Genomic DNA, 20,994 nt, shown 5'->3' on the forward strand with positions numbered 1-20,994 from the left:
CTTACAGGACTGGGTATGCCTGAAACTCAGTATATTGCTTAAGAACCGAACAACTTTAGGCTGCCATGTCTTCCAACCGAATTAAGCAACAAAGCCCCTGTTTAGCCATAGTGCCTCCCAACATAAGTTCAATATACAGAAAGAGAATTTGCAAAGATGATGCCAACAGTAAATATGTATAAGTATGGTGCTAAAACGCTGAAAAAATAAAAGTCTTCGTCAAATTGAGAAAAAAACGAATATCCTCAATCAAACCGCGAATCAGAATGACGAAGATAAAGTGTGAGAAAAAGAGGAGGAATGCTCAATGCCATTGATAGTGGCCGTGATGTTTTAGTGAAATAAGCGGGGTGTTAATTATAACTGTCTGATTCATAACCATATACAAATGAATTCAAACGAGCAGAGTCAAGGCTGGCAGAATATTTGCAACGGAAGGGAAAATATTCCTATAAATAGTTGAGGCGACGATGGCAAGTTATTTGGTCACGGGTGGTTGCGGTTTTATTGGTTCACATCTCGTCGAGTCTTTGCTCGCTGACGGGCACCACGTGAGAGTCGTAGATAATCTCTCAACAGGTTCACGTTCAAATGTGCCGCGCCATTGTGAAGTGAGAGTTGCTGACATTTGTGTTCCGGGCGTGGTTGATGACGCAATGGAAGGGATCGATGGGTGTTTTCACTTAGCCGCCGTGTCTTCAGTAGAGCGCTCTAACGAGAGTCTGCTGGAAACCCATGATGTGAATCAAACGGCGAGCATTCGAATTTTCGAAGCGGCGAGACGTAATAAAACGCCTGTCGTTTATGCCTCTTCTGCAGCAGTATATGGAGACAATGCCGATACACCGCTTTCTGAACGCTCTACTGTCATACCATTAACTGCTTATGGCGCGGATAAGCTCGGATCTGAATTACACGGTCGTGTTGCTAGCATTGTGCATGGCGTGCCCACCACAGGACTGCGTTTTTTCAACGTATTCGGCCCAAGACAAGATCCAAAATCACCTTACTCGGGTGTGATTTCAATTTTTGCCAACAAGGTGATGCGCAACCAAACGTTGACCATATATGGCGATGGAGAGCAGATCCGAGACTTTGTGTATGTGGCGGATGTGGTTCAGTTCCTGCGCGTTTCTATGCAGAAAGTGTCCTTGTCGCCAGAAGTGTTTAATGTTTGCCGTGGGGAAGCCATGTCAGTGAATCAATTGGCAAGTATTCTCGCCACGATTGCTGGATCCAGTTTGAATGTTGAACATATGCCTGCGAGAAGGGGGGATGTGCGTATGTCGATAGGTAGCCCCGCGAGAGCATCGAAAGAACTTGGGCTGGTAGCGGAAACAATAGTGACACAGGGATTACGCGAGCTCATGGAATATATATCAACCGGTGGCCATCCTGGGCGCAATGTTGGATAAAAAAACATCCCTCTTCGGAGGGATGTTTCATTGCATTTTATTGTTAAACCTCGTCAGTTTCCCAAGCTTGTTTCTTGCGATATAACGTGGATGGGCTGACCTGTAGTAACACGGCCGCTTTTAGTACGTTTCCGTCACAATGTTCGATAGCCCTTTGAATCGCTTCTCTTTCTACATCGCATAACGGACGGATATCAGAAGGCACATCGCTTGTCGGCATCTCTTCATCGCTGCTTGTGTATTGTTCGATAGGTGGTGCGCTGACGACGTAGGAAAGAGAACGGATTTCTTGTTCGCTTAGCGTTTCATTCAGTGGTGGTGGCAGCTGTTTGATACTGACAGTGTCACCATCATGAAGTACGACTATATTTCGAATGACATTTTGCAATTGCCTGACATTGCCCGGCCAAGGGTAGTGGCGCAAAACCACTTCTGCTTCAGGCGAGAACTTGATAAATCGTTTCCCTTCTTCCTGAGCGTAAGTGATCAAGAAATTGGTCGCAATGGATAAAATATCATCGCCGCGTTCTCTGAGCGGCGGCAATGTAACGGGTACAACATGAAGGCGATAGTATAGGTCTTCTCTAAAGCGCCCGGCCGAGACTTCCTGCAACGGGTCTTTATTGGTGGCACACAAAAAACGAATGTCGACACTTTCTTCTTTGCTGCCACCCACTTTTTGATAACGGCCTGTTTGGATAAATCGCAATAGTTTTTTTTGTAGCTCCAAGTCCATTTCGCAGATTTCATCAAGAAACAGTGTGCCGCCATCAGCTTGTGCCGCTGCGCCTTTGCGATCGGTACTTGCACCTGTGAATGCACCTTTCACATGTCCAAATATCTCGCTTTCCATCAAATCGTGCGGAATGGCCCCGCAATTAATCGCAATAAAGGGCTCTTTGGCGCGTGGGCTTTGTCGGTGAATGGCTTCAGCGCAAACCTCTTTGCCCGTGCCGCTTTCTCCTGAAATGAAGACAGTGGCTTTACTCGGGGCTGCTGCATCGATGATGCGATAGACGTTTTGCATAGGCAAACTGGAGCCAATGAAGCCTTGGTAAGTATTTCGTTCAAAGCTGCTCTTCATGTCTTCAACCAAGTTCAGGAGACGCGCATGCTCTAAGTGATTTTTGACGGTGGCTTTTAAGCGCTCTGCACTGACGGGCTTTTCCAAAAAATCGTCCGCTCCTTGGTGAATAAGCTCGACGGCTGTGTTCACTGAGCCGTGGCTGGTCACGATAATAATGGAACACGGGAGGCCGTTTTTCTTAATCCACAGAAGAATGTCCTGGCCTAACATGTCAGGCAGCTTTAAATCGAGAATAACAATGTGTGGTGTGGTTCTTTGCAGATAGTTAAGTGCTGCTTGGCCTGTTTCCATGCAAACAAGCTCGACAGGTTCTTGTGACAAATACTGTTTATACAGATTTGTCAGAGGCTGCGAATCTTCGATGAGTAAGATGCGGTACTTTGATTTCATAAGGTTGCCTTTCCCTACTAATAACGTGCTCCGCGTTACGGCTTATCGCAGCATTGATGCTCAAAAATGGGACGTAATAATTCTAAGTATATGTTCTATTTCGCTATATGTGCTCGTATTTCACGTTACTTTGATCATGCTGTGAATCCTCGCTGCACCCTTGCTTCGAGAGCAAGAAAAGAGGCATCGGCAAGATTTTTTAGCAGTTCAGCACTTTTCAGCGCAGCGTCAAATTGTTGTTCTATACATTGTTGCTCAATCTTCCTGCATAAATCACATAGGCCGCTGTTGCCATGGGCCGCAGCACTGCTTCCAAGTGTGTGAGCTTCGAATTCTAAGGCGTAGTAGTCTTTTTCATTGGCTGCATGGGTGATTTTGTTTGAACGTGTACGTGCATCGCTGATGTAAAACTCGACAAGCTCCGACACTATGTCACTGGATGTGTCTTTAACCAGTTGCGCTAATGTCCCTTCATTGACAAGGCTATAATCACCCGTGAGTGTGCTTGCCGTGTCAGATGGCTGAGTAGACACTGAGTTGTTATTTTTGGGTGAATTTAGATTGGTTTGCCATTTACCGAGGCAATCCATAATGGTGGCTCGGGTGAAGGGTTTAGAGACGAAATCGTTCATTCCTGAGTTTAAAAAGTGTTCTTTGTCACCACGAATGGCATGGGCTGTTAAAGCGACAATAACGACATCCTTAGCAGGGGAATCCAATTGTCGTATCGCTTTAGTCGCAGCAATGCCATCCATCTCAGGCATTGAAATATCCATTAATATTATGTCGTAGGCGATTTTTTGACGGCTTCAACCGCTTCCTTTCCGTTACTGGCAATATCAACAGAAAGCCCAGACATTTCCAGCATGGTTCTCAGCACAATTTGGTTTGCTGGGTTGTCTTCGGCCATAAGGATACGGAGATTTGTAGAAATCGTTTCATGATTGTATTGGGGTAGAGCATTCGTTGAATGGACGATATCTTCCTCTTCGGCGAATTTTAACGTGAATGTGAAGCTAAATATAGAACCACTATTTACATCGCTTTTAACGGATATTTCACCGTCCATTAAATTGACTAGTTGTTTACAAATTGCGAGGCCAAGTCCGCTGCCTTCATGATTTCGGTCGTAGGAACTTTCCACCATCGTGAATTCATCAAAAAGGGTTTTTAAATGCGCTTGATCAATGCCGATGCCCGTGTCGATAACCTCCAAAACGAGAGTGGTATGTGTTGGTGTAAGTGTATGACAACGTAAACCGACAGATACTTCACCTTTGACGGTGTATTTAATGGCATTGGACAATAAGTTCAGAATGATTTGGCGTATACGATCGCCATCCCCTATAACATATTGTGGTGTTTCATCTTCAATGATTGTTGTGAGGGAAAGGTCTTTATTTTCTGCTTGTGGACGAAGAATCTCAGTGGTTTGATTAATCACGTCATAAATATTGAAGGGATTTTTTTCTAACGTGAGCTTGCCGGCTTCCATTTTTGAAAAGTCCAACACATCGTTAATAATTGCCAGCAGCAATTCGCCAGAATCTCTGGCTGTTTGAACCAAATTGATTTGTTCTTGAGTGAGAGGGGTTTCTTTTAACAGCCCTAAAACACCCAATACACTGTTCATGGGGGTGCGAATCTCGTGACTCATTGCAGCCAAAAAACGGCCTTTGGATTCACTGGCTTGTTCTGCTTCGTTGTGAGCTTGACGAAGAATTGCTTCATAGTTTTTCTGTTCGGTGAGGTCAAAAAAGTGTGCCACGTAATGGCTCAGAGCACCGCTTTCGTCGGTCACGGCCGTCATGCTCATTCTTACCGTGAGTTCGCGCCCATCTTTATGGCGAAATGGAAGCTCACCATTCCATACGTCTTTGTCGAGAAGATCTTGCCATATTCGTTTGTGAAACGCGGAATCTTCGGGATTTGCGGAAAGCGTTCTTGGCTTGGCCCCTTCGACTTCTTCGCGCTTATAGCCCGTTACATAGGTGAATGCGGGGTTAGTACGGATAATGTGACCTTTGCTGTCTGAAATAAACATGGCATCGGAAACATTAAACGCATGCGCTGCCAGTTTGAGTTCAGTCTGATCTTTTAATCGCTGTGTAATATCGCGAATGTACGAGACAAAGATATACCCCTGCGTGGTTTTAGCCGCTGAAATGGAGATTTCGATCGAAAATTCGCGCCCGCTTTTTCTAACAGCCGTTAATTCAATGCGCTGATTCAGAACTGGCCCTTGTCCCGTTTTTAGAAAATGCTGCATCCCCTTTATATGCGCTTCTCTAAGAGACTTCGGAACAAGCGTGTCCGCCATGGCTCGCCCTATGATTTCATGCCTTTCCCAGCCAAAGAGTTGTTCTGCGACAGGGCTAAATTCAACGATGATATCTTGGTCGTTGGCGACAATGATGGCGTCATGAGAGGCGTTATAGATGGCAAGATTTTTTTCTTCGATTTGTCGGGCTTCAGCAAATGAGAACTTCTGGTCTTTGAGTGACTCTTGTAATTTCAAATTGCTGGAATCCAGTTTGGCTTGCATTTGCTCGATAAGCATGACGGTCGCGGTGATCTCATCCTTATCAGATAGCAACATTTCACTCCCGAACTGGCGGGCGTTACTTTCGTACAATTTCTTCAAAGGTCGAGTGACGGCAAGCGTGACAATGTACATCATGACAATCGCGAGAAAGCCTATGGCAGCGGCACCATACATGAGCAAGCGGCCGAAAGGCGAGGAAATAGCATCTGAAAGGTGGTTTCTATACCCGACGGAAATTTCAGCCGCGGGACGTTCGTTTACGAAAACCTCTTTTTTAGCCACTGTCACACCATCTGCCAGATCATGATTCTGGCTATGGGCGATGACTTGGTTATCGGCCGAGATAGTGACAAAAGCGACATCGTGATGTTCTGTGAACCCGTCCGCTAAGGCACGTAACCCCGTAAAATCTTTGCTTATGAGGTATTGCTCCGAAGCAATAGAAACCAATTGGGCAAGTTCCTCGGAGCGATAACGTAACTCTTCTGTTTTTGCGATTTGCAGGAACTGAAAGGCGTAGGTCATAAAAAGTACCAGTACGACAGCAAAAATGATCATTGTGCCGAAGACGGCTTTCAGCCTTATGTTCAAATATTACCCCCTGTCCCTTGTTTCGATACTGAAAATGGAATGCAAAATTGAAACATTCTTATGCATTGAGTTTAGTACAGTAAAGCGGATTCTATGGGTCGGTGTGTTTTCTTTGAATTAATATGATGGTGGCATCGTCTCTATAGCGATCGCCATGCAGGTCGAAGGTGTGCATGATATCTTCTGCTGCGGTTTGAAGCGGCAAATCCAATGTTTGTTCAAGTTTTTCAATTATCTTTGATTCGAGTGTCTTACGGCTTTGATCATCGACCGCTGCTTCAAAAATGCCATCTGTATAGAAAACCATGCGTTCGCCAAACGCCAAGTTAAAAGACAAGGTTTCGTACTCAGCGCCATAAACCACGCCAGGTAATATGCCGCCAAGATCCAACAATTCAGCACCGTCTTGAGTGACTTTGAAAGGGGCGGGGTGCCCTGCTGATGCGATGTCAATTGTGCCGTTTTTCCGCAGAACAGTGGAGCAACATGTCAGTATGACCTGCGAGAGAAGTCCGTCCTCTAAAGCACTGTCAGACAGCCGACTCAGTAAAGTTGAACAGGGATCTGGCGTGTCATCTACGTGATACATGAGTCCACGTAAATACCCTCCAAAGGCATAAGAGAAGAACTTGGCTGCGACATCGTGGCCCATAATATCGACAAGATTAACCATCATTCGATCGTTGTTGTCTCTGAACAGAACAACATCGCCGCCGCCAATCCCAGTATTTCTGTTTGCGACCGCCAATTCCCAACCGTGCGCAGAATGAGGTAATGAAGGTGACAACGCGTTGGTAATACGTTTATTCACTTTGTCGGTCAGTTGTTGATAGATCTGATTTGACCGTTTCAGCACGCGATTTGCACTGTTCAGTAAATCGGCCTTGCAAATCGGCTTAATCAAATAGTCATCAATACCCAGCCCTGCGGCGCTACTGCGTATTTCTGCATTGTCTGCAAACGTTAAGAAGATGAAAGGCGTAATGAGTGTATTGGTTTGTTTGTGGAGCGCTTTTTTCAATGTTAAACCGTCCATACCTGGCATGCGGATATCAGAGATAACAAGATCGATATCGTGGTTCGACAATTGCTCAAGGGCTTGCTCGCCACTGTCGGCCTCTACAATATTGAACTGCTCTCGCAAATAAGCGCTGTATAGTCTGCGTTGGCACTCATCATCATCGACGATGAGGATGCGTGGTTTTTCTTTGGTCTTCTGAATGTGCCATTTCAGTGTTAAGCGATTGGCACCAAAGGTAGGTCGAATCGAATAGGCCATTTCATCGGTTAAGCTGTGCATCAGTGCCAACCCGCGACCGCCTTCCTTTTCTTCAAACGTATCAAGTGACTGAACGCGATCAGGCAGTGTGGGGTTCCAACTTTGCCCATCATCTTCAAGATGAAGTTGCCAACTACTGTCGACGCATTCAATATTCACGGAGATGAACGTTGGTTGAGGTGTGGAGTGCTCCACAAGATTGGCTGCAGCTTCAGAAAAACATAATTGAATTTTATTCATCAGACTGTCAGGAACATTCTTCTTCTCAAGTGTTGATTTAATGGCATTTCTTGCAATGCTAATGTTTTTAAGCGTGGCTGGTCGGCATTCGTGTTTCACAATACTCACCATAACTAAATCTCCAGCGATAGCAGGTGGCTTTTCAAAATCATGGTTCTCAGTTTCTTGGACAGACGCGGTAGGAATCGATTGAGCCTTCCTACTTCACGTAAAATTTCGTTTTTTAGTGAAGGGTTCTCTTTGTCATTGAGTACACAGCCCAACACATGAGCGCCTGCATCATTGAGCTTTTTAACTGACTCTGAGGCTTGTGCCTCCGTCGTTTGGCCTGCCATCACAACAAGAATAGTGCCATCAGAAGAGGCGGCAATTCGCTCTGGCGGGATATTGTTAGCATTCATACGGGCGATGGGAGAGGTATCAAAAATAATCAGGTCATAGTCTTGATGCCACTGATTGATATACCGTTCAAGTGAGCCGGGTCTTCGCAGTTCCATAATGGTTTCGCGTTTAGAGGGTGCAATAATACCCGTAAAATACGCCTGCTCTCCGGACACACCCACCAACTCTGGACTTGGTAAATAGTGATTGTCGTATGAGCTAATTGTCATCCCTTGGCTTTCTAAGCTTGGGTGATAGAGGTTTAAATCGACCACTAAGGTTGATTGTCCACCCAACAATGATCGTTGCGCGATGGCCGTCGCCAGAGAGGTGACACCTTCGCCAGATTCTGTTGCAGCAATCGTGAGGGTTTTATAGTCGTTTCGAACGATCTGATAGTAAATGCGTTCAACTTCTAGATTCGACGGAGGAATATTCATCACAATACCCCTATCAATGCGGCAATTCCCGCGAGTTGGAATAAGTCTGTGATCCCTTGTCGTATCTTCTCTGCCGTACTTTCTTCTTTGGTCGGAATGTAAATGGTGTCTCCTGCTCGAAGAACGGGTAAATCTTGGAAGCGGGCGGTACGACTAAACTCGGAGAGGTTGAAAGTTTGTGCCTGATCCCTGCAACAAGACAGGTTGACCACGGTGATTTTCTCTACGTATGCATTGGCACTGGGCCCGCCGGCTTCAGCGAGCAAATCCAAAATGGTCATGTGGTCATCAAAGGTGTATCTACCGGGTTTATTGATCGCACCCAGCATACGCACAGTGACTTCTTTGGGGCGGTCTAACCAATTGGGGTTTTTCTCTGGAATATAGATAGTGTCCCCTGTTTTAACGTTTGGCAGTATGCTGGCGTCGCCCGTTTCGAAAAACAGTGCAAGATTTAGCTTAGAGACGCGTGCATGTTTTCCGTCTAAGTGTGTGACACGAATATTGTGAAGATCGGCGTTGGCGGTAGGGCCATCGGCTGCCGACAGGATATCCAAAAAGTGCATTTCATCGGTGAACTTGTAACGACCGGGAGCACCTACTTGACCGAAGACATAAATGGAGGAATCTGAGCTCTGTCGAATCCATTTTGCTTTGTTGTCGACAGGGTCGTCAGGCAGATCATGAACACGGATGGTTGTGCCTGCCAAAACTGGCGGTAATTCCGCGTCTGTTCGGGCTTCCCGAATGTGATTGTCTAAATTGAATAAATGCGTTTTGCTTTTAGTTGGACTGATTGGCGTGACCACTTCAATTTTGCTGGTGTCGGCACGAGAGGTTGGGCCACCAACATGCGCAAGCAAGTCCAGCAATGACATTTCGTCAGACCACTCGACGCGACTGGGGCGGACAACTTCACCCAATACACGCACGGCACGGTCGGGTGTGACCTTCAACCAAGACTTCTCATTTAGGTCGAGCTTTTCAGGGACGAAAATTGCGTCACCGGCTTCAACGGCCGGCATTGGGCTGTCCATCTTGCCTTCAGTGAAGAGCGTTAAGTCAAAAGGCAGCGTCGTGCCGTCTGCTTTAATAACCCGAATTTGTCGGCTTTCCGCAAATCGAGTTGGGCCTCCTGCGTTAGCGAGAGTCGCGTTGTCTTTACCTTCATATGCCCCGGGCTTGGCAACCTCACCCATGACATACACGGTGTTTGCGCCGGTTTTAATCTCTTCTTCTTGCTTGGGCACGAAAATGGTTGAGCCTTCAACGATGTTTGGCAGTAAACCTTCGTCTCCACTGTCGAGATAACGTTTAAGGTTGAACAGTTTTGGCTCGTTGCCTGAAATGACGCGAATTTGTTCCACGGCAGCATAGCGTGTCACGCCGCCTACGCGCATCAACAAATCGACGAGGTTGTTCTCTTCTTTCGCGGAAAAACTGCCGGGCCGAATAACTTCGCCAAACACTTTTATGGCTTTGCGATCTTCTGCTGCGTCACCGGAATCAGCCAGTTTTGACGGGTCGAAATTCTGCTCCACGTTACCAATCATCGGGGAGGCTGGTACAAACAGCGTGTCCAAAGACTGTAATGTGGGCAACAAGCTGTCATCGCCAGTGTCCAGAAATTTCTTGTAGTCAAAGGTAAGTACGTCGCCATCGCGTCGAAGCTGCATTTTGTCGAGTTGCGCACCTGAACGCAGCCCACCTGCTGCGTACAGTGCCATTTGAATAGATGCATTGCGCTGCAAGGTAAATTCACCCGGTTCGGCGACATAGCCCTGAATCAACACTAATAGCTGTCGTTTACTGACGAACACTTGTAAGGCAGAAAGGTCGCGGATCACGGATCCCAGTGTTTCTCTGACCGCCACTGCCAACTGTTCTTCTGTCATGCCTTTCGCTTGAATCATGCCAACTTCTGGCAAGGTTAATCGCCCTTGTCGATCAATCTGAAACTCTTTGTTCAAGGAGACTTCGCCAGGGAGCATGATGGCGATTTGGTCGCCGACCTGAGCGCGGTACTCTTCTGCTTGGCTAAAAGCTGAAACAAATAAAAGGAGTAAGATAGCAATAAGCAATTTCTGCATTATCGACCTCCTAATAACATCTCAGTTTGTTTCGAGCCGGCGACTTCGACCAGTTCAACCGACACTCTTCGATTGACCAATCGAACTTCTGGCGCATTTCCTTCAAACAGCGGATCACTGGAGCCTACAGCCGCAACGCTGATCCGTGCGGGTACAATGCCGAATATCTGTAAATAGCGTTTAACTTGATTTGCGCGCGCTAATGACAGTGTTTTATTCGCCGCCGAATTACCGATGGAATCGGCGTGTCCGGTGATTTTTAGATGGTATTCGGGAAGATCTCGCAGTAGGTGAGATGCCTCAGCAAGGTGTCCCATGTACTTTGGGTTGACTTCAGGCGAGTTGAAGGCGAATTGGTTGTCTGCGTTTAGCAACCCATAGATCTTTGCTATGAGCTCGCGGGTCGCATTTTCATTTTGCCCCGGAATAACACAAGCACGGCTGTCTATCACAGCATCAAGCTGTTTTTCGAGCCTTTCAAGCGCTTCTCGTTGAATGATGATGTCGTTAGCAGCATCAAACTCTAGGCCACCAATGAACTCACGAACGATGCGATCTTGCATTTTCCTCGCTTGAACAACCGAGGCAGGGAAGCAAAGTTCGGCGCCTTCAAGTACAAGGATATCCAAGTGGCGTGCTGCGAGTTCCCATTCGAACCGTAAGCCATGTTCTGGCCCTAAGGGCTGGTCGGGCAATACGGGAGGTAAAGAAGCGTAGTGGTGTTCCGCCATGCCACCTTGGCCATGGTCTGGAAACATTGAGCATCCCGATAAAACTACAATCGGAAGAATAAGCGTGAGCAATTGTTTCATGCCTTCCCCCTTTGATTGGATCCGTGTTTAACCGGTAGATTGGGCGGAATCTACGGGAATTGCGCTGTCGATGCGAAGCAACCGTATGATTTCCATGGGTTGTCCGTGAACCTCTATCAAAGAAAGCGATTTACCTTTAGCTTTAAGGCGTTTGAAGAGAAAAACGATTGCACCAATCCCCGAACTATCGAGGAAATCGACGCCTGCCAGGCTTATCGTGGTGTCTTGTAATGTTTCATTGTTGACGAGGTGGTCAAACTCGGGCTGCAGTTCTGTACAACCCTGAGAATCCATATCCCCATTGATGCGAATGAGCTGGGAACCATCTTCTTGTTTGATCGTTTCTATTTGCATGGTTTTTGCCTCCCCTGTATGGATACACGACATAAAGCTAAAAGCGTGCCATTTAGTTAAAAGTTAACGATAACAACTACTTATTGTTTGCCGTGACAGAGTTATAGGCGGTTTTCTCAATTTGACTATGATTTTGAGAAAATAAACCGTACTGCTGAACGCTATCATGTGAGCAGCTAACACATTGAATGTTAGCTGCTTATTGCTTAAAGGCTCGGACTTTTAAAAACGAGCATTTTGTCTCTGGTCATTTCGTGCATGGAATACTGAATTCCCCCTAAGCCAATGCCCGATGCATCTCTGCCACCAAATGGCATCCAATCGACACGAAACGCGGTATGGTCGTTGACCATCACTGCCGTGGCATTCAATTGTTGCGTCACGTTCAGGGCATCTTCGAGATCATTCGTAAACACCGATGCTTGGAAGGCGAATGGCAGTCCGTTTGCGCGGTCAATGGCATCTTGTTTGTCGGCGTATGAATAGACGCAAATCACAGGGCCAAAGATTTCACGCTGAGAAACGAGTGCATCTTCGGGGGGATTGAGAAGAACGGTCGGGGCAAAACAGGTTTCAGACAGTCGTTTGCCTCCACACAGGACTTCAGCGCCGGCATCAACGGCTTGTTTTACCCATTCTTCTACACGGTCCACTTCCCGAGGCAAAATCAACGGGCCAACCTCTGTGTTTGGATCGAGCGGATCGCCTACGGTCATTTTCTCGCCTTCGGCAGCGAGTTTAACCGCCAGTTCTCGACAGAAGCCTTGTTGTGCATAAATGCGTTGAACGGAAACACACACCTGACCTGCATGGTAGAAACCGCCTTTTGCTAATACGGGAGCAATTTCATCGATATGCGCGCTGCTGTCTACGATGACAGGGGCTGCGCCGCCATGCTCTAGTGCGCAACGTGTACCGGGTGCGAGTTGGGAGCGGAGCATCCAACCGACGTTGGCAGAACCAATGAACGACAGAAAATTCACTCTGGCGTCAGAGACCAGTTTGCTGGCCGCGTCATTTTCACAGACAACAGCCTGACACCAGCCTTTCGGAAGGCCTGCTTCGTGCAGTATTTCGACTAGACGAAGACAAGAAAGTGGAGTGGTGAGTGCAGGTTTAATAATCACAGGACAACCAACGGCAATCGCAGGGATAACCTGATGCACAATAAGATTTAACGGGTGATTAAACGCACTGATGGAAGAGACAACCCCAATGGGTTCGCGAATTGTAAACGCGAGTCGATTAACCGACGCGGCGGTTTGTCCCATTGGGATCTGTTCGCCTTTTATCTGAGGAATGTGCACAATCGCAAGCTTAACGCCATTTATTGCGCGTAAAACTTCAACTTTTGAATCAATATACGGTTTGCCACCTTCTTCCGCAGCCAGCTGGGTCAGAGCCTCTACCTGAGAAGACATGATCTCAATAGTGCGTTCGAGAATCTCTATTCGCCGATGGGGCGGCATCCATGCACTGCGGTCGAGAAACAGTGAGTGTGCAGTAGCAAGCGCCGATTCAACATCGGCCTCACTTTGCATCAACACACTGCGGATCAGCCCACCGTCATACGGACGATATACATTTAGTTCAGACATGTTCGCTTCATCCAATAGAACGACTTTCTTTAATCAACACATTCAAAATGGAATGGTTAAGTGAATAGTCAACAGGAAGGTCAATGAGATGCACGCCTTTGGTGTTCAGCGCGTGCTTCAAAATAGATTGAAACTCGTCATGACTATCTGGACGATGACCAATAGCACCGAAACTGTTGGCGTACTTCACAAAGTCTGGGTTATTGAAATCGAGGCCAAAATTGTCAAAGCCCATGCCTTCCTGTTTCCACTTGATCATGCCGTACGCGCTGTCGTTAAGAATAATGACAACCATGTCCAGTCCCATGCGGACGGCAAGTTCCAACTCCTGAGAGTTCATAAGGAAGCCGCCATCGCCATTGACAGATACGACCTTCTTGTCAGGATTTAGCTGTTTGGCGGCCATGGCTGACGGTAAGCCCGCCCCCATTGTGGCAAGTGCGTTATCGAGCAACAGGGTGTTATTGGAATGGCACTGATAGTTACGAGCAAACCAAATTTTGTACACGCCGTTATCCAGAGTGACAATATCTTCATCATCGAGCTCGTCGCGAAGGATTTTAACAAGACGCTGAGGAAGAATAGGGAAGCGGCGATCTTCAAAATATTTGGTTGTACGTTCGTCAACATTGGCTTTGACTTTGCCAAAGAAGGTCATGTCTTGTTCAAGTTTGCCGACCTTATCAGTCAGGCGGCTTACCGAAGAACAAATATCACCAACGACATTGATTTGGGGGAAGTAAACTTCATCGGTGCGGGCAGCGAAGAAGTTAACATGAATCACTTTGGTGCCATCCTTTTCCATAAAGAATGGCGGCTTCTCGATCACATCATGCCCCACATTGATGATCACATCCGCACGCTCGATGGCGCAGTGGAGAAAGTCATGGCTTGAAAGGGCTGCGGTACCGATAAAACGCTCATGTCGTTCATCGATGACGCCTTTCCCCATTTGAGTATTAAAGAAATAGATACCCGTTTTATCAACAAAATCGCGCAGTGCTTTGCTCGAACGCTTACGGTTTGCCCCAGCACCGATTAATAGCAACGGCATTTTAGCGTTTTTGATCATTTCCGCGGCTTGCTCTAAGCAGAGATCGTTAGCATCTGGGCGGCGATGGGAGACAACATCAAAAATGGATGCGCCAGAATCTTCTTCCGCGATGTCTTCGGGTAGTTCTAAATACCCCGCACCGGGCCGCTCTTCAGAACAGACGCGAAATGCCTCTCTCACCATTGCTGGAACGTTGTTGCCATCAACGACCTGTTCAGAATACTTAGTGATGGGCTTCATTAGGTTGACGACATCGACAATCTGGAATCGGCCTTGCTTGCTTTTACGAATAGGCTTTTGACCGCCGAGCATCACCATGGGCATGGCACCTAATTGTGCATAGGCTGCTGCAGTAACAAAGTTAGTTGCGCCAGGCCCCAAGGTGGAGAGACAGACACCGGGTTTACCCGTGAGTCGGCCGTAGGTTGCAGCCATAAAGCCCGCGGCTTGCTCATGGCGCGTTAATATGAGCTCAATGGGGGAGTCTTTGAGTGAATTGAGGAAATCCAGATTTTCTTCACCTGGAATGCCGTAAATGTATTCGACACCTTCATTTTCGAGTGCTTTGACAAATAAATCTGATGTTTTCATCGCTATCTCTCATGTCTCGTAACCGTTTCACATTCCTGTACGTAATGAGAGAGAGATAAAACCCTTAACCGCACTCTAAAGAGTGGGGATAAGCGTGTTGACTCTTAGATAAGACAACTGCTTATTTCTCAATAACGCAAGGCATCACGTTCAGTGTAGTCACAGACAGAGAAAACTGACTAAAAAGCGGGTGCTTATGGTTCGATTTGTGCGGGAAATGAGCCTTATGCAGTCTTTCGTCTAAAGGGTGTTGCGGTTGTTGAAATTTATAATCTGGGTGTTGAGTTGCTTATTAGCGAGATTTCATGCGAAATTTTTGTTGGATTTAACATCACATAGGATGAATTTAAATCGTTCAAACAGAGGGTTGAACAATGATTGCGCAGTTGAACGATTTTGGCTTTACAGCAAGTTCGTACATCACTATTATGGCGGCCGTACGGAGGGATGGCTGAGTGGTTGAAAGCACCGGTCTTGAAAACCGGCGTGCGTTTATAGCGCACCTAGGGTTCAAATCCCTATCCCTCCGCCAAATTAGATTAAGCCCGCTCACTGAGCGGGCTTTTTCGTATCTGGAATATGCCATAAAAGGATAGGGTGAAGAACCCTAGACAGGGTTCAGCCGAGCGTAGCTTCTTTTATAGCTGCGCTGAATCCGGCACTGTTCTCTAAGCCTTGTTCAAACGACGGTTAAACCGTTAATGCTTCGAAGTGAGTTAGCGTTTTCAACATTTGAGTATTTGAGTCGTCCCCCCTTTGGCTAAATTTAAGCTTTGTTGCAAAGTTACAGCTAAACACAATATGTTGTAGCCGTACGGTTTTGATAATCTACTATAATTGTGGTAAAAGTTTTTTTCAACGGAGCCCGAGTGAAGTATTTAAATGGCCGGATAGATTTATAGCACGATAAACTCAAGCGGTTATCAATATGGCTAGGGGATTTCAATCAAAACACACGGCTTACGCCACCTTAAAAGGATTTGAAATCATGCGAATGTTTAGAAAGAGACAATTGGATTTGTGACTCTGGGGAAGAATCATTACAGGGGACGTACGTTTTATTGAAAGCCGTTTTACTCTGAAATTCAAGAAATGGCAGTATTTCTATACCTCTCGGAAAATTTCGTAATGAAGCCCAAATGACCACCAGCCAACTTTATATCCTTTACAAAAACATTAACAATAAAGCAAGGTGGTTTTATTCGCGCTCAAAGGCTGACTTCCCTTGAAGGTAAGGATTGAATTTTCATGCCTTCAAGGGTAGTTGTAGAAGGTTAATTGTTTAAATACTGTTATATGTAATATCTTCAGGACCTAAATTGTTAAGTGCATTCCATCGAATTTCACTAAAGCAAAATGCAGCTATAATCACATCAAAATCTCTAAAGTCCTGACTAATCTTTCCTTTTAGCATAGCATCATCAACTTCAGCGGTACTATAACTATCAATATCTAATGCATTAACAGCACTGACTTTAAGCTTTGGAGCTTCTTTTGCAATTGAAGCTGCATCCTCCATTAAAAAGGCCTTCTCCTTAAGTTTACTAATTTCACTAGCTGTTCTTCCCCAACAATCGCCATGAGAACCAGTTAGGATTAAAACCTTGTCATTTTTTTTGATTAGAGGGAAAATTTTGTTAACTACTGCTTTACCAGAAACAGGACCAGAACCTGTATAAATAGTTACTTTACGACCATTTTGAGTGATTTTATGATATCCCCACTGATTTGTCTTTCTCGCCATTAATCTTAGATAAACTGTGGTTCGATCAGTAAAATCTTTTTCTGTGAAAAAAGACTTCATACTTTGCACTCCTTACTCATATATTGGAATAATTAATTTGAAATAATATAAATTGAAAATGACATTAATTTGCAATCAAAGATAAGATTTACTTTTGCAAACAGAAAATATGGTAGGAGTCAAGTAAGGAGATAATGAATTCTCTAAATGCAAACAAAGTATCTTCTCATTGATGAGATTGTGATTCTAATATATCTGTTCTCTCATCAAACAGTTTTGTCACAAAGTGGTATTGTTGCCTAAATCAGATTGAATCATCCAAGCTCTCTGTGGCCTGATCATTGAATCAACTTCATCAGGTCGCATCATGGGTAAAGCGAAGGTGAGAATCACCAACTGGCAATTGTCAATCGCCCCGAAACTCAATGTGGTTCACTGGCATTTTGTATAGACTCAAGCGCTGCTACAACAAAACACCCACAGGCCGCCGCAGTAATATAAAATAACACTTTAAGACCTTGGTTCTGATGGTGAGTCATCCCTATGCGAATATGCAGCGGCTTCAATTTTGGGCCACGTTCTGTCGGGCTTGAACTGAGAGCCAAAGATAGAAACGAGGTTTTTCTTTTTCTCCATTTCGTCTGAAATATCAATATTGCATACATGGGTGTCTGCAAGAGGGAAAAGATTGGCGTGGAGAGTTTTTACCCGTGTTAACCAGAACTCAGTTGGCTTTATTTTAGAGATGTTGGTCTCAATTTTTTCTTGGGGTAGTAATGACACACATTTATATTGTCTGAATTCCCCCGAAATAAGTTAACACTTTGGAGGCTTACTCATGGAATAGTTAAACTCAAGGCGTATTCATCGAGCTTTTTGCGATTATTTAATGAATAGGTGGTAGATGAGAGCTTTTTTGACGATTTTGTTGGTCATTTTGGTGGCTGGATGTGGCAGAGATAGTAGTAGATTGCTCTATATTGAGGCAGTAGAGCAGCTGAACAGTCACACTAAATACTCATTTTCATTGAGAAAAAACCGTGCGTTTGTGACGAAATATAGTGGATATATATCGGAGGAGACCCTTCAATGCATGCGGTCGGCAAAGGCATACTTTGGTAGGAGAACGAACTCGTCAGGTGGAACGTACTTCCTTTTTCCTAAATTCAAAATGGAAGGAAACACTTACAATATTGTGGTTGTCTTCAATGTTGATAAGGAAACGGGATATACCTATCTAACTAAAGATATTGATGATGGCCATATCCGATACGAAACGGAAACGTTATTTCTAAAGTGTAAGGTGAAAGTTGAAGACTTTTTTCTGATGAACTTTAGCTGGTATAGTGACTTGAGTTCACGTTGGGTGAAAAAGGAATACACAATATAAGAAAGTCTATACTCGCAAAAAATTGTGTACCCATCCTTCCGTTAAACAAAACATATGCTGAATTATCAGCGGTCTTTTCTTGTGAATAATAAGTTATCATCTCAAGTCTTTCACAGGCTCCCATTTGCCCTCATTATCTCTCGATCTCACTGCGGCAAAGACAAATGCCATACCTTGCGCTCCGTCTTCTACGGTTGGGTTCGACAACGTCAGTGGGTGAGGTGTGTGCCCAGCAATGTCATCGACAATGTTTGAAGCAAAATCGTAGTAAAGGTTGGCAAAGGCTTCGCGATAGCCTTCAGGGTGGCCAATGGCGATATGAGAAACGCGTTGCCCAGCTTTAGTCAACCCCATACCGCCTTTTGTTAGCATGTAAGCGGGTTTGTCGATTGGACGGACAATCAACTCATTCGGTTGCTCTTGGTGCCATTCCAGTCCGCCTTTCGTCCCATAAATGGTGAAACTTAGGCCATGAACAGCACCTGCCGCAGATTGTGTCACCCAAAACAGCCCGCGTGCATTGTTTGGGTAGCGGAGCAAAATGCCGCAATAGTCATCAGCGTGCCTTCCTTCCACCAACGCGGTGACATCAGCACTTAAACTGCTTGCTTCCATGCCCGTGACATAACTGACGAGGTGATAACTGTGTGTGGCGATATCGCCAAGAATCAAGGATGGGCCAGCCAATTCGGGTTGCATGTGCCAGTTGGAATTCGATTTCTCGGAGTCCGTTAATGCGGCGAGGTGGCCTTGAACATAATTACTCTGCACCATGGTGATATCACCAATCACACCAGACGCTATCAGTTCCCGAGCCTCTCTCACCATGGCATAGCCCGTGTAGCCATACGCCACGCAATACCGTTTACCTGACTGTTTAACGCGCAGAACCAGATCTGTGGCTTCTTCTTCCGTCATGGTCAATGGCTTTTCACAGAAGACATTAAGCCCTGCTTCCAGTGCGCGGCAAGATAAATCGTAGTGGCTGTTATTTGGAGTCATGATGGCCAATGCATCAATGGGCTCTGCGGCATTGGCTTCCCCCGAAAACAGGTCTTTTGGCGTAGCATAAGGTCTTGGGATGCCCATGGCGTGACCCGCGGCAATTGAACGCTCGGGGTTGGAGGAGAACACACCGGCGACAACATCAAACTCTTCATGCATGGTGGATGCCGAACGATGAATAGCGCCTATAAAAGAGTCTGGGCCACCACCAATAACACCTAATCTCAGCCTTCTTCCTAGCGTTTTGTAAGCCTTACTCATCTTCTCTCCCTAATAGGCCTTGGTGATGAAAGTAGTGACAACACTCGAATTGCTTCTTGCTGAAGAGCAGGAATGGCTTTGCCCGCAAAGTATTGCTTATCAAACTTATCCGGTTCGATTTCCATTGCTTCTCGTATAGCGTTACCAAAGGCCATGCGCAGTGTGGTCCCTACATTAAACTTAGCAATGCGCTGCGTTTTAAGCCGCAATAAATCAGCCTCAGTAATACCTGTTGTGCCATGAATGACCAACGGCAGGGTCGTCACTGCTTCTATCTCTTCAAGCAATGCAAAGTCGATGGGGCTGCCTGCTTCTGTCATCCGGTGCACATTACCAACGGATACTGCCAACGCGTCGATACCGGATTCATTGGCATAGATTGTTGCTTCCGCTGATGCAGTGAATTCAGACTTTATATGGTCGCGCCCCTCTTGATAGGGTACTGAACCCAGTTCGCCTTCAACACTGACACCAACAGCGTGCGCAACGTTGACGACTTGGCGTGTTCGGCGAATGTTTTCTTCTAGTGGCAACTGTGAGCCATCAAACATCACCGAAGTAAAGCCAGCATGGATAGCACGATAGACGATTGCCTCTTCATAGCAATGATCCAAGTGAACACAAACTTGCGTGTCACTGGATTCGGCTAACGGCAAAAGCAATCCGGCCATGGCTTCAACTCCAGCTAAGTCCACCATGTCTTTGTTAACGGCGAGTATCACTGGACGGTTTAAATGTTCAGCGGCGCTGATGATGGCCTTAGCTTCTTCGATGCCAAACACATTACAACAGGCCACAGCACTGGATGATTGTGCTTCAAGCGGGAGTATGTCATTGAGCGTTACCAGCAAAATTTCCTCCTCATTTAAACTTGGCGACCATGTCTTTGATGCCGGGAATGGTATTCACCTGATACTCGTGGTGAGGATCGAAGTACTGTACTAACGATTTACTTTTCTCGCCGACGATGATGGTGAAGTAGTACATCTCATAACCGGGCGCTGCCACGGACGGGTGATAGCCTTTATCGATGGCGATGACACTGCCAGTTCTCACATGGTAAACCGGACCAAAGTCATCTTCGTGCTCATAAAGGAACTGCGCGCCGAACCCAAAATCTGGATTGAATCTGAATTGGTAGACTTCTTCATAGCGGGTTTCATTCGGTGGCCGTTCTTCATCATGCTTGTGGGGCGGAAACCCAGACCAACCGCCAGCGCCGACGGTGAATAATTCACTGACAAGTAAACGCCCGCGTTTATCGGCGTTTTTCTGACCCAGTATGTGCTTAATCTTACGGTGGGTTTTTGTGTCATCACTGCCGTACTGGACTTTGTCGGTGTCTTCAGGACGAATAACATAAGATTCAAGCGCTGCATCGCCTGATTCAGGTTCGTATCGCCCACCTGCGATTAATACGTCTGCGTTTGCTGACACGCAAGTGATAGTGGCCGACGTGCCCACGGGGACATAAACGGCTGAGGGGTCGCCATCCCAAACACTGGCACGCTCACCAACATTTTTGAATGTTTCCCCATTGACCGAAATGTCACAGGTACCGCCCGCCAAAACAACCGCAGATTCATAGTCATCAAGCAGGTAGCTGTATTGCTCACCTTCGGTCAGTTTTACCGGGTTAAAATAACAAAGCGGCGTAGTGTCATCGTTGATGTCGATAACGGGCTCGTTTTTGTTATCGAATGAGGGAATGTGTTTACCCATTTTTC

15 protein-coding genes and 1 tRNA gene are annotated in these 20,994 nt (G+C 46.1%); 2 read left to right on the forward strand and 14 right to left on the reverse strand.

Annotated features, from left to right (window positions below):
* Positions 1 to 470: 470 nt before the first annotated feature.
* Positions 471 to 1,415 carry an NAD-dependent epimerase/dehydratase family protein gene (locus tag B5D35_RS12255; protein ID WP_078752863.1) on the forward strand — a complete coding sequence of 315 codons (945 nt, stop codon included), beginning with the start codon at positions 471 to 473 and terminating at the stop codon, positions 1,413 to 1,415.
* Between the two features lie 43 nt (positions 1,416 to 1,458).
* Here the strand turns inward: B5D35_RS12255 and B5D35_RS12260 are convergent, their stop codons facing one another.
* The 10 genes from B5D35_RS12260 to B5D35_RS12300 all read right to left on the reverse strand — a co-directional run bounded on the left by B5D35_RS12260 (position 1,459) and on the right by B5D35_RS12300 (position 14,867).
* Positions 1,459 to 2,892, reverse strand: coding sequence for a sigma-54-dependent transcriptional regulator (locus B5D35_RS12260; protein WP_078752864.1), 1,434 nt, complete (start codon positions 2,890 to 2,892; stop codon positions 1,459 to 1,461).
* A gap of 134 nt (positions 2,893 to 3,026) precedes the next feature.
* The gene (locus B5D35_RS24885; protein ID WP_244556579.1) at positions 3,027 to 3,656 is read right to left on the reverse strand and encodes a response regulator; all 630 of its coding nucleotides are present in this window, start codon (positions 3,654 to 3,656) and stop codon (positions 3,027 to 3,029) included.
* A gap of 17 nt (positions 3,657 to 3,673) precedes the next feature.
* On the reverse strand, positions 3,674 to 5,962 hold the full coding sequence (locus B5D35_RS12265; protein WP_244556580.1) for a PAS domain-containing hybrid sensor histidine kinase/response regulator: 2,289 nt from the start codon (positions 5,960 to 5,962) through the stop codon (positions 3,674 to 3,676).
* Between the two features lie 157 nt (positions 5,963 to 6,119).
* The gene (locus B5D35_RS12270; protein WP_078752865.1) at positions 6,120 to 7,658 is read right to left on the reverse strand and encodes a response regulator; all 1,539 of its coding nucleotides are present in this window, start codon (positions 7,656 to 7,658) and stop codon (positions 6,120 to 6,122) included.
* A gap of 2 nt (positions 7,659 to 7,660) precedes the next feature.
* Entirely contained in the window at positions 7,661 to 8,368 is a 708-nt protein-coding gene (locus B5D35_RS12275; protein WP_078752866.1) for a P-loop NTPase family protein, read from the reverse strand.
* Positions 8,368 to 10,458, reverse strand: a complete 2,091-nt coding sequence (locus tag B5D35_RS12280; RefSeq protein WP_078752867.1) for an SLBB domain-containing protein — start codon at positions 10,456 to 10,458, stop codon at positions 8,368 to 8,370. The genes B5D35_RS12275 and B5D35_RS12280 overlap by 1 nt, the downstream gene beginning before the upstream one ends.
* On the reverse strand, positions 10,458 to 11,270 hold the full coding sequence (locus tag B5D35_RS12285) for an OmpA family protein (RefSeq protein WP_078752868.1): 813 nt from the start codon (positions 11,268 to 11,270) through the stop codon (positions 10,458 to 10,460). The genes B5D35_RS12280 and B5D35_RS12285 overlap by 1 nt, the downstream gene beginning before the upstream one ends.
* Positions 11,271 to 11,297: 27 nt before the next feature.
* Positions 11,298 to 11,624 (reverse strand): STAS domain-containing protein, encoded by a 327-nt coding sequence (locus B5D35_RS12290; protein ID WP_078752869.1) that lies wholly within the window; start codon positions 11,622 to 11,624, stop codon positions 11,298 to 11,300.
* Positions 11,625 to 11,830: 206 nt separating this feature from the next.
* Entirely contained in the window at positions 11,831 to 13,222 is a 1,392-nt protein-coding gene (locus tag B5D35_RS12295) for an aldehyde dehydrogenase family protein (RefSeq protein WP_078752896.1), read from the reverse strand.
* A 7-nt stretch (positions 13,223 to 13,229) separates the two neighbouring features.
* On the reverse strand, positions 13,230 to 14,867 hold the full coding sequence (locus tag B5D35_RS12300) for an acetolactate synthase large subunit (protein ID WP_078752870.1): 1,638 nt from the start codon (positions 14,865 to 14,867) through the stop codon (positions 13,230 to 13,232).
* A gap of 441 nt (positions 14,868 to 15,308) precedes the next feature.
* Between B5D35_RS12300 and B5D35_RS12305 the strand changes: the two genes are divergently transcribed.
* Positions 15,309 to 15,399 (forward strand) — tRNA-Ser (locus tag B5D35_RS12305).
* 750 nt (positions 15,400 to 16,149) lie between these two features.
* Here B5D35_RS12305 and B5D35_RS12310 read toward each other — a convergent pair.
* From B5D35_RS12310 to B5D35_RS12330, 4 genes are all read right to left on the reverse strand, one after another.
* Positions 16,150 to 16,671: a hypothetical protein gene (locus B5D35_RS12310; protein WP_078752871.1), complete on the reverse strand. Its 522-nt coding sequence runs from the start codon at positions 16,669 to 16,671 to the stop codon at positions 16,150 to 16,152.
* Positions 16,672 to 18,097: 1,426 nt separating this feature from the next.
* Positions 18,098 to 19,267, reverse strand: a complete 1,170-nt coding sequence (locus tag B5D35_RS12320) for a Gfo/Idh/MocA family protein (protein ID WP_078752873.1) — start codon at positions 19,265 to 19,267, stop codon at positions 18,098 to 18,100.
* Positions 19,264 to 20,118 carry a class II fructose-bisphosphate aldolase gene (locus B5D35_RS12325; RefSeq protein ID WP_078752874.1) on the reverse strand — a complete coding sequence of 285 codons (855 nt, stop codon included), beginning with the start codon at positions 20,116 to 20,118 and terminating at the stop codon, positions 19,264 to 19,266. Before B5D35_RS12325 ends, B5D35_RS12320 begins: the two co-directional genes overlap by 4 nt.
* Before the next feature lie 10 nt (positions 20,119 to 20,128).
* Positions 20,129 to 20,989, reverse strand: coding sequence for a 5-deoxy-glucuronate isomerase (locus B5D35_RS12330; RefSeq protein WP_078752875.1), 861 nt, complete (start codon positions 20,987 to 20,989; stop codon positions 20,129 to 20,131).
* Positions 20,990 to 20,994 lie beyond the last annotated feature (5 nt).

The organism is Enterovibrio nigricans DSM 22720 (genome assembly GCF_900167155.1).
Lineage (GTDB): Bacteria > Pseudomonadota > Gammaproteobacteria > Enterobacterales > Vibrionaceae > Enterovibrio > Enterovibrio nigricans.

Bases quoted from the DNA above. Each gene is read 5' to 3' on its own strand.
- B5D35_RS12255 (WP_078752863.1), top strand. From the start codon at position 471: ATGGCAAGTTATTTGGTCACGGGTGGTTGCGGTTTTATTGGTTCACAT.
- B5D35_RS12260 (WP_078752864.1), bottom strand. From the start codon at position 2,892: ATGAAATCAAAGTACCGCATCTTACTCATCGAAGATTCGCAGCCTCTG.
- B5D35_RS24885 (WP_244556579.1), bottom strand. From the start codon at position 3,656: ATGCCTGAGATGGATGGCATTGCTGCGACTAAAGCGATACGACAATTG.
- B5D35_RS12265 (WP_244556580.1), bottom strand. From the start codon at position 5,962: ATGACCTACGCCTTTCAGTTCCTGCAAATCGCAAAAACAGAAGAGTTA.
- B5D35_RS12270 (WP_078752865.1), bottom strand. From the start codon at position 7,658: ATGGTGAGTATTGTGAAACACGAATGCCGACCAGCCACGCTTAAAAAC.
- B5D35_RS12275 (WP_078752866.1), bottom strand. From the start codon at position 8,368: ATGAATATTCCTCCGTCGAATCTAGAAGTTGAACGCATTTACTATCAG.
- B5D35_RS12280 (WP_078752867.1), bottom strand. From the start codon at position 10,458: ATGCAGAAATTGCTTATTGCTATCTTACTCCTTTTATTTGTTTCAGCT.
- B5D35_RS12285 (WP_078752868.1), bottom strand. From the start codon at position 11,270: ATGAAACAATTGCTCACGCTTATTCTTCCGATTGTAGTTTTATCGGGA.
- B5D35_RS12290 (WP_078752869.1), bottom strand. From the start codon at position 11,624: ATGCAAATAGAAACGATCAAACAAGAAGATGGTTCCCAGCTCATTCGC.
- B5D35_RS12295 (WP_078752896.1), bottom strand. From the start codon at position 13,222: ATGTCTGAACTAAATGTATATCGTCCGTATGACGGTGGGCTGATCCGC.
- B5D35_RS12300 (WP_078752870.1), bottom strand. From the start codon at position 14,867: ATGAAAACATCAGATTTATTTGTCAAAGCACTCGAAAATGAAGGTGTC.
- B5D35_RS12310 (WP_078752871.1), bottom strand. From the start codon at position 16,671: ATGAAGTCTTTTTTCACAGAAAAAGATTTTACTGATCGAACCACAGTT.
- B5D35_RS12320 (WP_078752873.1), bottom strand. From the start codon at position 19,267: ATGAGTAAGGCTTACAAAACGCTAGGAAGAAGGCTGAGATTAGGTGTT.
- B5D35_RS12330 (WP_078752875.1), bottom strand. From the start codon at position 20,989: ATGGGTAAACACATTCCCTCATTCGATAACAAAAACGAGCCCGTTATC.